Origin of the sequence: Fibrella rubiginis, from assembly GCF_017353185.1 — a bacterium.
GTDB classification, from domain to species: Bacteria; Bacteroidota; Bacteroidia; order Cytophagales; family Spirosomataceae; genus Fibrella; species Fibrella rubiginis.
This window is the reverse complement of record NZ_JAFMYV010000001.1, coordinates 612,393-627,471: the sequence shown is the minus strand read 5'-3', so window position 1 is coordinate 627,471 and position 15,079 is coordinate 612,393. Positions and strand designations below refer to the sequence as shown.

Annotated in this window: 8 protein-coding genes; 3 read left to right on the top strand and 5 right to left on the bottom strand. The window is 57.1% G+C overall.

Annotation, left to right across the window (positions count from 1 at the left end; genetic code table 11):
• Window positions 1-52: 52 nt before the first annotated feature.
• Entirely contained in the window at window positions 53-1,408 is a 1,356-nt protein-coding gene (locus tag J2I47_RS02335; protein ID WP_207362933.1) for an NAD-dependent succinate-semialdehyde dehydrogenase, read from the bottom strand.
• 194 nt (window positions 1,409-1,602) lie between these two features.
• On the opposite strand from J2I47_RS02335, the gene J2I47_RS02330 reads away from it, so the two are divergent.
• Window positions 1,603-4,704 carry a SusC/RagA family TonB-linked outer membrane protein gene (locus J2I47_RS02330; RefSeq protein ID WP_207362932.1) on the top strand — a complete coding sequence of 1,034 codons (3,102 nt, stop codon included), beginning with the start codon at window positions 1,603-1,605 and terminating at the stop codon, window positions 4,702-4,704.
• A gap of 14 nt (window positions 4,705-4,718) precedes the next feature.
• Window positions 4,719-6,362 carry a RagB/SusD family nutrient uptake outer membrane protein gene (locus J2I47_RS02325; protein WP_207362931.1) on the top strand — a complete coding sequence of 548 codons (1,644 nt, stop codon included), beginning with the start codon at window positions 4,719-4,721 and terminating at the stop codon, window positions 6,360-6,362.
• A gap of 86 nt (window positions 6,363-6,448) precedes the next feature.
• Here the strand turns inward: J2I47_RS02325 and J2I47_RS02320 are convergent, their stop codons facing one another.
• The 3 genes from J2I47_RS02320 to J2I47_RS02310 all read right to left on the bottom strand — a co-directional run bounded on the left by J2I47_RS02320 (window position 6,449) and on the right by J2I47_RS02310 (window position 11,714).
• Window positions 6,449-7,951 (bottom strand): APC family permease, encoded by a 1,503-nt coding sequence (locus J2I47_RS02320; RefSeq protein WP_207362930.1) that lies wholly within the window; start codon window positions 7,949-7,951, stop codon window positions 6,449-6,451.
• A 129-nt stretch (window positions 7,952-8,080) separates the two neighbouring features.
• The gene (gene secDF, locus J2I47_RS02315; RefSeq protein WP_207362929.1) at window positions 8,081-11,206 is read right to left on the bottom strand and encodes a protein translocase subunit SecDF; all 3,126 of its coding nucleotides are present in this window, start codon (window positions 11,204-11,206) and stop codon (window positions 8,081-8,083) included.
• 136 nt (window positions 11,207-11,342) lie between these two features.
• Complete coding sequence (locus tag J2I47_RS02310) at window positions 11,343-11,714, bottom strand: hypothetical protein (protein ID WP_229374209.1); 372 nt, start codon at window positions 11,712-11,714, stop codon at window positions 11,343-11,345.
• Window positions 11,715-11,993: 279 nt separating this feature from the next.
• On the opposite strand from J2I47_RS02310, the gene J2I47_RS02305 reads away from it, so the two are divergent.
• Window positions 11,994-13,667, top strand: a complete 1,674-nt coding sequence (locus J2I47_RS02305; RefSeq protein ID WP_229374208.1) for an alpha-amylase family protein — start codon at window positions 11,994-11,996, stop codon at window positions 13,665-13,667.
• Window positions 13,668-13,849: 182 nt separating this feature from the next.
• On the opposite strand, the gene J2I47_RS02300 is transcribed toward J2I47_RS02305, so the two are convergent.
• Complete coding sequence (locus J2I47_RS02300; RefSeq protein ID WP_207362927.1) at window positions 13,850-14,977, bottom strand: FG-GAP repeat domain-containing protein; 1,128 nt, start codon at window positions 14,975-14,977, stop codon at window positions 13,850-13,852.
• Between the last annotated feature and the right edge of the window lie 102 nt (window positions 14,978-15,079).

Below are 15,079 nucleotides of genomic sequence, written 5' to 3'. Positions count from 1 at the left end.
GGACGGTAAGGTGTTTAATAACGGTTAAATTAACAGGCAAGTATTGATTCCATTACGCAACGTACAGCGTTTTAGTTGCGCAAAACTCGCGGATGCCCGTATGTGCCAGTTCACGACCATATCCCGATTTCTTTACACCGCCAATGGGCAGCCGGGCATCTGAACGCACCACGGCGTTGACAAAAACGCTGCCCACCTGTAGCTGCCGGGCCACTTGGGCGGCGCGGTCCAGGTCAGCAGTCCAGATAGTGGCACTAAGCCCGTAGCGCGACTCGTTGGCCAGCCGCACGGCGTCGGCGGCATCGCGGACGGTGGTGATGGCAGCAATAGGACCAAAGGTTTCTTCCCGAAAAGCGATGTTGTCGGCCTGTACGTTTCGGAGCAGCGTAGGTGCAAACAGGGTGCCTTCGCCCTGCCCGCCCACGAGCAGTTCGGCTCCCTGCTGCCGGGCGGCGGCCAGCTGTTTCCGAAGTGTATCGGCCAGGTCCAGCCGGGCAATGGGCCCCATCTGAATAGCCGGGTCCAGCGGGTTGCCCTGCCGGATAGCGCGAATCAAGTCAGTCACGCGGTGGGTGAAGTCATCGGCCACGGCGGCTTCCACCAGCCAGCGTTTGGCGGCAATGCATACCTGCCCGGCATTACTCATTCGTGAGGTCACGGCGGCTTTAGCGGCAGCTTCCAGATCAGCGTCGGCCAGCACCAGCAGGGGATCGGAGCCACCCAGTTCGAGCACGCACTTTTTGATGCTCGCCCCCGCCAGTTGGGCCACCGACGAACCGGCCCGTTCGCTGCCGGTAAGGGTGATCATGTTGATCCGGTTGTCGGCAATGATGGGTTGCAGGGCGGGTACGTCTACGGGCAGGCAGGCAAACACACCGTCGGGAAAACCTGCTTCGCGGAAGGCGTTTTCAATGGCTAACCCGCACCCCAGCGTGTTGGGAGCGGGTTTCAGCAAGGTCACGTTGCCCGCCATCAGGGCGGGAACGGCGTAGCGAAACACCTGCCAGAATGGAAAATTCCAGGGCATAATACCCAATACCACGCCCACCGGTTCGTAACTGATACCGCTCATCTGGGCCTCAGTGTCAATGGCTTCGGGACGTAAAAAGGCCTCGGCATGGGTGGCGTAGTGCTCACATTGTGCCGCGCACTTCTCGATCTCCCCCCGCGACTCAGTCAGGATTTTGCCCATTTCGTGGGTCATCAGCAAAGCCAGTTGCTCCTGCTTTTGACGCAACACCACCGCCAGCCGCCTAAAACAGTCGGACCGGTACGGAAACGACCGCATGGACCAGTCGGCAAACTGCGTTGCCGCCCTTTCCAGCCGGGTTTCGATGTCGGCGTTGGTGTAGGCAGGGTACTGGGCGAGGTGTTCGCCGGTGTATGGGTTTGTGGTCTGGAAGATCATGAGCGAGTGGAGTGTGCCGGGTTACTGCCGTACGGCAGTAACCCGTGTATAGGTAACACCGGTGGCACAAAAACAGCTTCCTGTTAGTTGGTGTGTCCATTGCCAATGTATTAAGAACACTCTATAGATTAAGTCGTTTTAATACGAACAACAATCGTACAACTGAATTAAACACGAATAAACCACTACGTATAATGACTGCTTTTCTGCGCACCCGCTTTCTGTGGTGCCTGCTGTGTACTTGTCAGGCACTCTGTCTTAGTCCCGCGCGGGCACAATCGCCCGCCACCCCACCCACCGCCGGGTCAGTTATCACCGGCACCGTAACCACCACCGACGGCGAGGCCCTGCCCGGCGTGACGATCCTCCAAAAGGGCACCAACCGGGGTACCACGACCGATCTGAACGGTACCTTTTCCCTTACTATCCCCGACCGCACCGTTACGCTGACCGTCAGCTTTGTGGGGTACGCGGCGCAGGACATCCCGGTGGGCAATCAAACCTCGCTGACCATTCAACTCAAAGAAGATGCACTGGCGCTTAGCGAAGTAGTGGTAGTGGGCTATGGTACGCAAAAACGCTCGTCGCTCACCGGCGCGGTGGCCGACATTTCGGGGCGCGACATTGTGCAAAGTCCGCAACCCAACGTCGCCAACTCGCTCGTAGGTCGCACACCGGGCCTGATTGCGCTGAACCGTTCCGGCGAGCCGGGCCGGGACGGATCCCAGTTTTTTATCCGGGGCCGAAGCACCCTGGGCGACACCAACCCGCTTATTGTCATCGACGGCGTAGCCAACCGACTGGGGGGGCTGGACCGGCTGGATCCGAATGAGATTGAGAGCGTTTCTATTCTAAAAGATGCCTCCGGGTCCATTTACGGGGCGCAGGCCGCCAACGGCGTTATTTTGGTGACGACACGGCGGGGCAAAAAAGGCAAGCCCCAGGTGACGTATAATTTTAACCAGGGGTTTTCATCGCCGACACGGATCCCGCAAATGGCCGACGCCGCCACGTATGCGCAGATCCTGAACGAAATCAACTACTACACCGACCCGTCGCAGGGGCTGAACAGCCGATACTCTACCGCCGAGATTGAGAAATTCCGGAACGGTTCGGACCCCATCAACTACCCAAACACCAACTGGCTGAAGGCCATTCTAAAGCCCGTTTCGCCCCAACACCGCCATACGCTGGGTATCAGCGGGGGCAACGACGACGTGCGGTACCTCGTGTCGGTGGGTAATCTGTATCAGGACGGCATCTACCGAAACGGCACCGCCAACTACAACCAATACAGCCTGCGGGCCAACATCGACGCCAATGCGGGCAAGAACCTGACCTTCGGACTCGACCTCAACGGGCGGCAGGAAGACCGCAACTACCCCCTCGACAGCGCCGCCCGGATCTTTCGCTATGCCCTCCGCGCTTACCCCACCCTGGTTGACCGCTACCCCAACGGCCTGCCCGGCTCCGGCACCGATCAGGGCCGCAACCCGGTGTTGCAGGTGACCGACGCCCTGGGCAACCAGCGCGACCGGCGTACCTACCTCAACACTACCCTCCGCGCCCGCGAGAACGTCCCGTTCGTGCCGGGGTTGTATGTGGATGGGTTCGTGGCGGTGGATAAGCTGTTTCAGTTCAACAGAACGTTTCGCATTCCCTGGACTACCTACAACTACAACGCCCAGGCCAACACCTACGACCCGCAACTGAACCAGGACAACAACGCCGGGCTCAGCGAAACGCAGGCCAACGTCACCCAGATCACGCTCAACGGACGGGTGGGCTACGACCGGCAATTTGGCGTTCACGGAGTCAGCGGGTTTCTGGCCTACGAGCAAAGCACCTACCGCAGCGATAATTTCGAGGCGTTCCGAAACGGCTTTCTGAGCACCGCCATCGACCAGTTGTTTGCCGGCAGCGAAACCGGCGCACAGGCCAATGGCGCGGCATTTGAATCGGCCCGGCAAAACTACTTCGGACGTCTGCAATACAATTATCAGGACCGCTACCTGCTTGAAATTCAGGGACGTTACGACGGCTCGTATAATTTTGCGCAGGCCAAACGGTTCGGCTTTTTTCCGGCTATTCTGGCGGGGTGGCGCATCTCAGAAGAGCCGTGGTTTAAGTCGTCGGGTACAGGCTTTATTAATAGCCTGAAATTGCGGGCCTCTTACGGCCTGCTGGGCAACGACCGCATTGCGCAATACCAGTACCTGTCGGCCTTTACCTTCGATCAGGGGTATTTTCTGGGGCCAACCGGAGGGCGGCAGCCGGGGTTGTCGTCGGGGGTAGAGGCCAACCCCAACGTGACCTGGGAAACAGCCCGCACGGCCAACCTGGCCATTGACGCCCAGCTTTTCAACGGCAAACTGAACCTGACGTTCGATGTCTTTTCAACGCGGCGGAATAACATTCTGACGCGCCGCAACCAGTCGGTGCCCGATTATACGGGCCTGACCCTACCCAACGAAAACATTGGCATTCTGACCAACAAAGGTTTCGACGCGCAACTGACGCACAACAATTCCTTCGGGCCGGTTAACACGTCGGTTGGGGTGAACTTCACCTACGCCCGCAACCGGGTGGTATTTCTGGATGAAGTCACCAACCTGCCAGCCTACCAGCGACAGGAAGGCAGCGCCCTGAGCGACGTCAGCTACGGCGGGCTGCTCTACCGCAGCATCGGCATTTTCCGTACGCAGGCTGAGGTAGACGCCTACCCGCACGTGTTGGGGGCCGGGCCGGGCGACCTGCGTTTCGAGGATGTGAACGGCGACAACGTGATTGACGAGAAAGACCGGATTCGGCCTCCCTACACCAGCGTTCCGGAAATTGTCTACGGCCTGCCTCTCAGCGTTAGCTACCGCGGTTTGAGCCTGAACATACTGGTGCAGGGGCAGGCGCGGGTAAGCCAGTATCTGCTGCTGGAATCGGGGTCAACGGGCAACTTTTTCGCGGCAGATGCGGCCAACCGCTGGCGTCCCGATAACACTGACGGCACCTTTCCGCGGGTGGCCGCCAAGATGTACGACAGCGTCAACGGGGCTTATCCGAACACGTACTGGCTGAAAAACGCCAGTTTCGTCCGGCTGAAAAACGTGGAGTTAGGCTATACCCTGCCTACCACGCTGCTGTCGAAAGCCAAGATTCAGTCGGTGCGCGTTTATGTCAGCGCGTTTAACCTGTTCACCATCGATCAGCTCAAAACCATCGACCCCGAAGCCGGCTCGTCGCTTGGCTGGTCTTACCCACAACAGCGGCTCGTTAATGTTGGTCTGAACATACGGCTATAACCACCCCAAACACCATGAAAACGATCTTATATAGTACCCTGCTGCTGGCTGCCCTCTGCGTGGCTGGCTGCAACCACGACATCCTCGACAAGCAGCCCATCGACCGGCTTAGTGGCGATGTGGTCTGGACCGATGCCAACCTGGTGTCGGCGTTTGTCAACTCCAAATACCGCGATTTGGGCTTCGGCTTCAACTGGAACGGCGACGAAGTAATGTGGGCATCGGCCTCCGACGAGTCGATGTTCAAGCACGATTACGGCGTCTGGACGATCAATAAAAGCGAGCTTTCCCCATCCAATCTGGGCATCTTGAGTAGCGGCGCGGCAGAATACAACGGCAACATGAACCCCTGGGCCAAGAACTACCGCTATATCAAAGACGCCAACACGTTCTTCGAGAAGATTGCTTCGGTGCCCAATCTCAGCACCGACCTCCGCAATCAGCACACAGGCGAAATGAAGTTTTTGCGGGCCTATCGCTACTTCGACCTCGTGCGCAACTACGGCGGGGTACCCCTCATCACGCAGTCCTTCGCCCTGGGGTCCGACTTTACGCAGGTGACGCGCAATACGGTGCAGGAGTGCATCAATTTTGTGGTGAAAGAGGCCGACGAAGCTGCCGCCCTGCTGCCCGTCCAATATGGCGACGCCGATCTGGGGCGGGCCACGAAAGGAGCGGCTCTGGCCCTGAAAGCCCGGATGCTGCTCTATGCTGCCAGTCCTGCCTACGGCCCCTCGGCCACCTGGGCACAGGCCGCCACCGCCGCCAAAGCAGTAGTTAGCCTCAACCGCTATTCGCTCTACCCCGATTACCAACAGCTATTTCTAACGCCTCGTAATCAGGAGATTATTCTGGACCGCACGCAGACAACGGGCACCGACAGCTACATCAACCTCGAACGCTGGAATGGCCCCAACGGTTACGGCGGCTGGGCGGGCAACATGCCCACGCAAAACCTCGTAGACAGTTACGAAACCACGTCGGGCAAGGCCATCACCGATGCTTCATCGGGCTACGACCCGCAAAACCCGTATGTGAACCGCGACCCCCGTTTCTACGCCACGGTACTCTACAACGGCGCCCCCTACCGGGGCCGGGCCGTGGAGACGTTCATGCCGGGTGGTAAAGACAGCCCCGATGGCCCCGAACCCTTCAACACCTCGCTGACGGGCTATTACCTGCGTAAGTTTATCAACGAAAACCGGGCGTTCAGTGCCTCGGTGGGTAGCCAGTCGCCGTGGATTTATTTCCGGTTGGGCGAAGTGCTGCTGAACTACGCCGAAGCCCAAAATGAAGCCGTTGGTCCCGATGCCAGTGTCTACGATGCGGTGAACCAGCTACGTGTCCGCGCCAAAATGCCGCCCCTGCCAACGGGACTGTCGCAAAGCCAGATGCGCGACCGCATCCGCCGTGAACGACAGGTGGAACTAGCCTACGAAGAGCACCGCTACTACGACGTGCGCCGGTGGGGCATTGCGGCCCAGACAGAGAATCAGCCTGTTCGGGGCGTGAGCATCACCCGCGACGCCGGCGGCAAGCTGACATATACCTACACGTCGGTGCAGGAACGCCGCTATGCCGACCGCAACCTGTTTTTGCCTATTCCACTAAAAGAGGTGCAGGCTAACCCAAAGCTGGCGCAAAATCCGGGGTATTAGCGCGGGTGATTAACCTTTATACCCATTATAGAAAAAGCCCGGTCACTCCATGAGTAACCGGGCTTTTTGATAGCACTACGTCTGCATCACTCCTGATTATTCAGGTTACTGTGGCGGCGGCTATAAAGGAAATAGACGATTACGCCCAGCGTACACCAGATCACAAACGTGAGTTTGGTGTCGGTACGGAGGTGATACATCAGGTACAGGTTGGCGCAGATACCCAACGTGGCCACCACCGGCAGGGCGGGCGTTCTGTAGGGGCGTTCCAGGTTTGGCTCACGCACGCGCAACAGCCACACCGCGCCGCAGATCATGGCAAAGGCCAGCAGCGTACCCGACGAACAGAGTTCCGATACCTTATCAATAGGCGTCAGGGCGGCCACTGTCGAGACAATACCACCCACCAAAATCGTGCTTTTCCAGGGCGTTTTAAACGTCGGGTGAATCGAGGCGAACAGGTTTTTCGGGAGCAGACCGTCTTTAGCCATGCCCAGGAAAATCCGGGTTTGTCCCAGCATCATCACCAGCATTACGGAGGTAAGTCCGGCAATGGCGGCAATCGTGATCAGGTACACCGCCCAGGTAAGCCCTTTGTCGGCGAAAGCCTGCGCCACAGGGGCTTTCAGGTCCAGCGCATCGTAGCGCACCATACCTGTCAGCACCAGCGATACAAGGATGTAGAGTACGGTGCAGATGATAAGCGAGGCGATGATAGCGAAGGGAACATCTTTCTTGGGGTTGATGGCTTCCCCCGCCTGCGTCGAAACGGCGTCGAAACCGATATAGGCAAAGAACACGATGCCCGCTGCCGTCACGATACCGTCGAAACCGTAGTGCGTCTGACCTGTTTTGTCAACCACCGGATTGGGAATGAAAGGAGTCCAGTTGGCACTTTCCACGTAGAATGCACCGGCAACGATGACGAAAATAACCGTGGCTACCTTCACAATGACGATCACGTTGTTGGTGCTGGCGGCTTCTTTGATACCCTTCACCAGGATGTAGGTAACCACCCATACGATCAGAAACGCAGGCAGGTTAACGGCAAACGTGAAATCTGGAATTGTTTCGCCGGCTTTCCGCAGGGCTTCTGCTTTTTCCTGCGCCGTAACGGGGTCATTCATCAGCCACAGCGGCGGATTGATGCCTACCAGATGCAGTAGTTTTTCGAAATAGCCCGACCAGCTTACGGCCACGGTGGTGGCCCCCATCATGTATTCCAGAATCAGGTTCCAGCCGATGAGCCAGGCAAAAATTTCGCCGACGGTACCATATGAGTACGCATAGGCAGACCCTTCAACGGGCAAAATAGACGCAAATTCGGCGTAGCAAAGGGCCGCAAAGGCACAGGCAACGCCCGCCATCATAAACGATAGGGCCAGCGCCGGACCTGCCCATTCGTTGGCTGCGATACCGGTTAGTACAAACACGCCGCCACCAATAACGGCTCCAATACCCAGTGACGTAAGCCCCCAGCGCGTAAGTACGCGCTTGAGTTCACTCTTTTTCATATCGGCTTCGTAAGCCGCCAAGGGCTTTTTCCGCCAAATGCTGGTGGTATCTACAGATTTTACTTTTGCTTCCATGCAGAAAAAGGATGTTTGTTGGTTTGTTGGTCTGGCTGTTTGTCTGTTTGCCGGTTCAGTCGCTTTACCGAATTTCTATCGGCAGAAACAACAAAGAACAAACAAACAGACGAACAACCAAACAATCTGTTACTTCTGCGACGGCTTGATGATTGGCGTTTTCACCTTTTTCTCTTTGGCAGCGGCAGCCTGCGTAAACTCTTCGGGCGTGGCAGCTTCCTTGTCGGTGAAATCAGCCGGGATGGCGCTGTAACCTGTCTTGGGCATAATCAATCCGCCCGGCTTGTCGTCGGCATCTACTTTGTCGCGGGTCAGGGTGTCGACCACAATGGGCGTTGCCACAAACAGTGACGAATACGTACCCACGATAACACCGATGAGCATGGCGAACGAGAAGCCCCGGATGGTGGCCCCACCGAAGATGAACAGCACCAGCAGCACCAGCATCGTCGACAGACCCGTTACGGCCGTGCGGCTCAGGGTGCTGTTGAGGGCGTTGTTGATGATCGTCGGGATGGATTCGCTCTTGCCCCGGTTTTCGTTCAGGTACTCACGCACCCGGTCAAACACCACAACGGTATCGTTCATCGAGTAGCCCATGATGGTCAGCAGGGCACCTACAAACGCCTGGTCAATGTCCAGCGAGAAAGGCAGCAGCCCATTGCCGACGGAAAAAATAGCCAGGATAATAAGTACGTCGTGGAATAGAGCCACCACGGCACCATAGCCAAAAGCCAGCTTTTTAAACCGGATCAGAATATAGCCGAATACCACCGCCACGGCCAGCAGGATAGACCAGAGGGCCGAAATGATGAGGTCGTAGGCAATGGTAGGCCCTACTTTCTGCGAGCTTTCGATGCTGGCTTTGTTGCCGTTGATCTTGCTCAATCCGCTCAGTACCTTCGCTTCTACCTGCTTGTCGGCATCGGGCGCGGTGTTGTCGATGTCGTAGCTCGTGGTCATTTTCACCTGATCGGAGCCAATGCCCGTGCCGCCATAGGTTTTCACCTCAGGCTCACTGCCACCCAGCGACGGTGCCAATGCGGCCCGCACCTGATCGGTCGTAATCGACTTCTCGAACTTGATCACGTATGACCGGCCACCCTTGAAATCGACTCCCAGGCCGAAACCTTTGAAAATGATCGAGATGATACCCGCCGCAATAATCGTCGACGAGATAATGTAGTATGTCCGGCGGTGCGATACGAAGTCGAAGTCAGAGCCTTTGAACAGGTTCTTGGCCCACGACGACGAGAAGCTCAGGTTGCCTCCTTTCGCGGCATACCATTCAATCATCAACCGAGTGATCAGTAGGGCGGCAAACAGCGACGTAGCGATACCGATGATCAGCGTCGTAGCAAACCCTTTGATGAGACCCGTACCGAACAAAAACAGGATGATACCCGTCAGGAAGGTCGTCACGTTCGAGTCGATAATGGACGAGAGCGCGTTTTTGAACCCGTCGGCAATGGCCAGCCGCAGGTTTTTGCCCAGTTCAAGTTCTTCTTTGATCCGCTCGTAAATCAGCACGTTGGCATCGACCGACATACCGATGGTCAGCACGATACCGGCAATACCCGGCATGGTGAGCACCGTACCCGGCACGGCAGCCATGACACCCATTAGGAAGAACAGGTTGACAAACAGCGTAACGTCGGCAATAAGACCCGCGCGACCGTAGTAGAGGGCCACGAAAATCAGCACGATCAGCAAACCTACCAGCGACGAAACGATACCCGCCTGAATGGCCTGCGATCCCAGCGTGGCACCCACGATGTTTTCTTCGACGATTGATGCAGGAGCATCTAACTTACCGGCTTTCAGCACGTTAGCCATGTCCTTGGTCTCGTCTGTAGTGAAATTACCCGTGATGCTTGAGCTACCGTTGGGAATCTCCGACTGCACGTTGGGTGCGGTGTACACCAGACCGTCGAGCAAAATGGCTACGGGGCGGTTGATGTTGGCGGCGGTGAGGGCACGCCACTTTTTGGCACCCTCGGCGTTCATGCGCATCGTTACTTCGGGCTGACCGCGGTCGCTCAGGTCATTGGCGGCATCCGAGATCACGTCGCCTTCCAGGGGTGCTTTGCCGCCGGGCTTCCGCAGGAAATACAGGGGCAGCAATTCGCGCTTGGGTGCGTTGTTCGACATGGCCATTTCCTGCGATTTACGTGCCCAGGAGAACTCCACGTCGTTGGGGAACAGGCCGCGTACTTCGGGGTCGTTCAGAATGGCATTGGCGCGGGCGGTGTCTTTAATGTCAACCGCCATTTCGAAGTTCGAGATCGGGATGAACAGGTTGGTCAATGCCGCCGTGCCCTGCGCCGAATCTACCTTAGCTGTTGAAGTTGAGGCCGTTGCCGTAGCCGTAGAAGCGGTTTGCTTACCCAATTGGGCAGCCAGATCACCACCTGCGGGGGCTGTACCCGAAATCGTGGTGGTTGGTTTGGCTTTCGCCTGCGCAGCCTTACGGTCGATTTCGGCTTTGGCCAGATAGGCACCCAGGCCCTCCAGCGCGGGGGCCAGTTCGCTGATGCGGTACACGTCGCAGAACTCCAGTTTGGCCGCGCCCGTCAGCAGGCGACGAATTCGGTCGGGGTTATCCACGCCGGGCAGTTCAATCAAAATCCGACCCGTACCGGGCAGGCGCTGCACGTTGGGGTTGGTTACGCCAAACTTATCCACCCGCGCCTGAATCACGCGGAACGACCGGTCGATGGCACCAGCCACTTCGTCGGTCAGCAACCGCTTCACTTCGGTGTCTGACGACTGGTAGTTGATCCGGCTCCGGTTCGAGTTGGTGGCAAATACACTGGCCAGTTTAGCACCGGGCACCAGCTCTTTGTAGTTGTTGATAAACAGGTCAACGAAGCTTGCCTGACTCGTTTGCTGGTCTTTGGCAGCGCGTTTCAGGGCCTCATTAAACTGCGGGTCGCGGGTGTTGCCGGCCAGGCTTTTCAGCACGGCGGCGGGCGACACTTCGAGCACCACGTGCATACCGCCCTGCAGGTCAAGGCCCAGGCCAAGTTCGCGCTCGGTTACTTCCTGGAGGGTGTTGCCTAAATAAACGGGGCGTTTCCAGAGCGAATCCAGGTAAGCCTGCTTGCGCTTCACGTCGACTTTACCGTCGGCACCGGTGGCCACGCGCTCGGCCGTCTTCTTGATATTGCGCGAAACAAATGTAAACGACAGGTAATACAGGCATAAGACCGATATGATACCCGTCAAAATCAGAACTACGGTTCTGTTTTGCATGATGTATGTAAAATAGATGTTGGAGGAAAATGAAAAAAGGAGTTTAAAGTTTGATGTCTAAGGTTCAATGTTGCTTCGCGTCAGCCAGTACGCGCGCGAAGCAACATTGAACCTTAGACATTAAACTTTAAACTCCCTATGGTGCATTCGGGGCAATGAAGTGCCCGAAGACGTGCCTGAGGTACGAGAAATAGAAATAAGGAACCTCAAACTGGCGGCGCAGAATGGGCCGCGACAGGTTCAGAAAGCGCCAGATAGGCGCGGGTAGCAGGTAGGCTACGTGTGAAAAATCGAATGAATGGCCGGGCGCGACAACCGCTTCAAACGAAGCAGCTTTTACGATCACGTCAGACTTACCCTCCGCTGACTTGTGGGCTTTCTTAGCCGCAACAGCCTGTGCCACAGCTACGTTCGACTGCCAGACCGAGGCCCCTCCGCCGTTAACAAACAGCAGCAGCCCCGTCAGAAACAGGAGCAAAGAGCGGTAAGAAAGCGTTGACGACGTCATGGGTTACGAAGAAGGACTACAAAAGTCGCACCAAAATAGACCGAAAGCAAGACGGAGTAGCATCCGTTTTTCATTAGTCGTGCCTAATCGTTAGTTTTCCATACACTGACCAAATCGCATTGGCTGGCAGCATATATGCACACCCCCAAACCTACGAGTAGACGTAATTTTCTGAAAGATTCGGTAGCAGGGGCTATGTTAGCACCCAGCTTTACGCACATAACGCCGCGGCCGATAGCCTCGCCGGAGGTACCGCTGCCCCCCGCCCCAAATTCTGTTTTGACCCGTAACCGTAATCTCTTCAACGGTGATACCTGCGTTTATTTTTACAACCCCGAACTCTGGCAACCGGAAGACTTCTCACTGAAGACCGTAAAAAATCCCCGGACGGGAAAGCTCAATACCAGGCCCACGCTACAGGGAGGGCCTTTTTCGGCCAAAGCCATCCACCGCTATGTCGACGTGCTGGCCGACAATGGTGTGGATACGTTTGTTATCAACGCCAACGCCTCGCGGGCCTGGTACCCCAGCAAAACGATTCCGAGTATTCTTGACGGCTACAAACGCGGCGACCGCAGCTTTTTCCGGGGTCATGCCATCTGTCAGGGCATCACCAAACCCGCCGCCATTGAAGACTTTCTCGACCATTTCGTGCCGTTCATGAACAGCTACCAGGACCTGCTCGACGCGGGCGTGGACTGGCTGGCCGAGACCGCCAAAGCCTGCCGACGGCGGGGGGTGTCGCCCTGGGTGAGCATCCGGATGAACGACCTGCACGGCTGCAACAATTTTGAGGGCAGCTTTTTTAACCTGCCACTGCTGAAGCAGAAGGACATGCGGCTGGAGTGCAGTTCGTATGGCGATCAGAACTGGCTGTACCGGCAGGGGCTGAACTACGAAAAGCCGGAGGTCCGTCGGCAGATGTTCGAGCAGATTCGGGAGGTGGTGGAGGACTACGATTTCGAGGGCATTGAACTCGACTGGTGGCGGCAACCCCTCTGCTGCGAACCGGGGGCCTCCGCCGAAACCACCGCCATGATCTCCGACTGGATTCGGGAAATACGGGCACTCACGGAGCGGCAAGCCCAGAAAACGGGTCGCCCCTACCCGCTTAGCCTGCGCATCCCCGGTCGGCTGGCCATGCTCAAACACATTGGTCTGGACGTGGCCGCCCTCTGCCGCGAAGGCACTATCGACCTGGTTTGCCCCACCGGTTTTTTCTGCACCACCTGGGACATGCCCCATGATGCCCTCCGCCGGGAACTGGGCGACCGCGTAGCCATATACGGGGTTATTGAAGGGTCCCCTAACTCCCTACCGGTCTTCGACAAAAAGGGAAAGCGAACGAAAGGCCTACGCGACACCGCCGCCAGTCTGGAGCTGATGCGGGGCAGCGCCGTTAGCAGCCTGGTGTTGGGTGCCGGGGGCATTGAGTGGTTCAACTTCTTTGTCACCGACCAACCCCGCCTACCCGGCCTGCGCGCCGACTACACGGCCCTGGGCAAGATGCATCAGCTTGACCAATTGCGCGGTCAACCCAAGCAGTATGCCTTCGGCATGAACGGCACGTCGCAGAGCATTACCCCGTTTGAAACGCCCGCCCAACTGCCCGTGGTGCTGGAGCGAAAGGGCCAATACGCGTTCAAAACGGTCATGTGCGCCGAACCCACCGACCAGGGGCTGGTGCTGCTGGTGCAACTGGTGCTAAAAGCCGGTAGTCGGTTTGAGGGGGCATCGGTATCAGTCAACGGCTCCTGGCCCGAAACGCTGTTCACCCGCTCCGACGAACTGCTGTTCCCCTGCGGCCCCTATACGCACCTCACCAAAGACCATATCGGCCACATCTGCCAACTGCCTGTCTCGCTCATCCGCGATGGCTGGAACGAAATCCTGGTAGAGCACGGCAGCAAACAGCCGCTGGGTTTGGTCACAGTTGAACTGGGAGTGAAGTAAAGTGGCGAGTAAGCGTGTTGCTGTCATGTGTGGCTTCGCGCTTGGTGCCCTTCGACAGGCTCAGGGTGACAGGGACATTGAATCAAGTCAAGAATCTGATTCAATGTCCCTGTCACCCTGAGCCTGTCGAAGGGCACCAAGCGCGAAGCCACCACAGCGCGAAGCCCCAGCTCCCAATTCAACTAACCTTCATTGAAAAACACGACTAATCCATCTTTTCCGGCCACGATGATGTCGAGGCGACCGGTATTGCGCAGGTCGTGGAGGGCGAAAAAAATGCCGGTGCCTTTGCCCACGCCGGGTGGTCCGTAGGCAATGGTGTGGCGGGTGAATTCGTGGCCGTTCCAGGTGAAATAGTACAACCCTACGGCATCGTAGCTGCCGGGGTCACTGTCGTTATGAGCGCGGAATCGCTTGCCGGTGATGAGGTCGGGGCGTTTGTCGCCGTCGATGTCGGCCCACTCTAGGGTATGGTATTGCGCGCTTTTCTCGTCGATAACGTGCTTTGTCCAGGTGCGGGTTTGGGTGGCCCTGTCCAGCTTTTGTTCGTACCAGTGCAGGCCATAGCCGTGCGCCTGCCCCACAATCAGGTCGGGTAGCTTGTCGCCGGTGAGGTCGGTGACGATGATGGGCACACTGGCCGTACCAAAATCAAATTCGTCGCGTAGTGCCCAACGCTCGTTGCCCATGTTTTCCAGCCATCCTTTGGCCATGACAAAATCGCCCCGGCCATCGCCGTTAACATCGCCGAAACCCAGGCCATGCCCCTGCGTGGGCGCCACGTTTACCCGCCGAAACGTATTGGGTTTTTCCAGCACAAAATAGCTCAGCGGTTTGCCGGGGTTGTTGGGCACAATCTCCGGTTTGCCGTCGCCATCTACGTCATAGGCGCGGGTAGTTTCGGTGTTACCCACAGAAGCGATGTCATGTACCGGCCAAGTTTCGTTAACCGCCGCGCCAATGTTTTCCAGCCACCGCAGCGTACCGCCCCAGTAACCCCCCGTCACCACGTCGAGGTCACCGTCGCCATCCACGTCAAGGGGTATCGTGGAGAAATCGTCGTAGTACTGGTTGTATCGTTTCTGGTTGCCAATGAGCTTCCGCCTCCGAAATGAGTTGGCGCGGTCCGCACTATTCTCGTACCAGAAATCACCCGACACCAGATCGGGTTTGCCGTCTTTATTCACGTCGATAACCCCCACTGATTCGTAGCTTTCTGCCGCCACAAAATGCCGCGTAAACCGCACCTCACGCGGGGACCGGGTATCAGCCGTGGTGAGCAGGATGAAAAGGAGGAGGATTATTTTCATGAGGATATAGGTAATATAGACCCGCACCGGCGGCCCGGGCAGATTTTTATGATTATTACGATTTAAAATATTGATAAACAGAATCTTAACTAATCATAATGA

Bases quoted from the DNA above. Each gene is read 5' to 3' on its own strand.
- J2I47_RS02335 (WP_207362933.1), bottom strand. From the start codon at position 1,408: ATGATCTTCCAGACCACAAACCCATACACCGGCGAACACCTCGCCCAG.
- J2I47_RS02330 (WP_207362932.1), top strand. From the start codon at position 1,603: ATGACTGCTTTTCTGCGCACCCGCTTTCTGTGGTGCCTGCTGTGTACT.
- J2I47_RS02325 (WP_207362931.1), top strand. From the start codon at position 4,719: ATGAAAACGATCTTATATAGTACCCTGCTGCTGGCTGCCCTCTGCGTG.
- J2I47_RS02320 (WP_207362930.1), bottom strand. From the start codon at position 7,951: ATGGAAGCAAAAGTAAAATCTGTAGATACCACCAGCATTTGGCGGAAA.
- secDF (WP_207362929.1), bottom strand. From the start codon at position 11,206: ATGCAAAACAGAACCGTAGTTCTGATTTTGACGGGTATCATATCGGTC.
- J2I47_RS02310 (WP_229374209.1), bottom strand. From the start codon at position 11,714: ATGACGTCGTCAACGCTTTCTTACCGCTCTTTGCTCCTGTTTCTGACG.
- J2I47_RS02300 (WP_207362927.1), bottom strand. From the start codon at position 14,977: ATGAAAATAATCCTCCTCCTTTTCATCCTGCTCACCACGGCTGATACC.